General features: G+C 70.0%; 1 protein-coding gene. It reads right to left on the reverse strand.

Going from position 1 to position 1142, the window contains the following annotated elements:
* The coding region (locus tag FHT76_RS41250; protein ID WP_259186900.1) for a type I secretion system permease/ATPase at positions 1 to 1142 on the reverse strand (1142 nt) is incomplete at both ends.

Genomic DNA, 1142 nt, shown 5'->3' on the forward strand with positions numbered 1-1142 from the left:
GCGGCGTTGACGATCCGGTCGCGGCCGGCGGCCGGCGGCGTCTTGCCGACGACCAGCGGGCGCTTGGCGGTGGGCTGGATGATCTCGTCCTTCGGCCCGAAGGCGGCAAGCCGGCCGTTCTGCACCAGCCCGACCATGTCGACGGCAGAAAGCGCGCTCGGGCGATGGGCGACGATGACGACGATGCCGCCGCGCTCGCGCACCTTGGCGATCGCCCTGGTCAGCGCCTCCTCGCCTTCGGCGTCGAGGTTGGAGTTCGGCTCGTCGAGCACCACCAGGAAGGGATCGCCGTAAAGCGCCCGCGCCAGCCCGATGCGCTGGCGCTGCCCGGCCGACAGCGCCGTGCCGTGCGGACCGAGCTCGGTCTGGTAGCCGTCGCGCAGGTGCACGACCAGCTCGTGGATGTCGGCGGCCTTTGCCGCCCGGATGATCTTGCGCGCATCCGGCACCTCGGCAAAGCGCGAGATGTTCTCGGCAATCGTCCCCTCCATCAGCGCCACGTCCTGCGGCAGGTAGCCGACATGCTCGCCGAAGAAGGCCTCGTTCCACTGGCTGAGATCGGCGCCGTCGACCCTCACCGAGCCGCGCAGCACCGGCCAGATGCCGAGGATCGAGCGCGCCAGCGTCGTCTTGCCGCCGCCCGACGGGCCGATCAGGCCGACCGCCTGGCCGGCCTTCAGCGTGAAGCTGACTTCGCTCAAAAGCACCGCGCCGCTGGTCGGCGCCACCGTCGTGATGTTGTCGACCGTCAGGCTCTCGTGCGGCGCCGGCAGCTCGACATAGCCGCTCTTGTCGTTCAGCACCGCCAGCGTCTCGTTCAGCCGCTGGTGGCTGCGGCGCGCCCCGACCACGCCCTTCCACTGGCCGATCGCGAGATCAACGGGCGCAAGCGCGCGCGCCGTGACGATCGACGAGGCGATGATCGAGCCCGACGACAGCTCGCCGCGGATCGTCAGATAGGCGCCAAGCCCGAGGATTGCCGACTGCAGCATCATCCGCAGCACCTTCGACAGCCCCGACAGCGTGCCGCCGACGTCGGACGTCTTCGTCTGACAGTCGAGGTGGCGGCGGTTGGCCTTCTCGAAGCGATCCACGGCCCGCCCGGTGATCCCCATCGCATGCATGATGTCGCTGTTGCGGGC

The organism is Rhizobium sp. BK176, assembly GCF_024808055.1.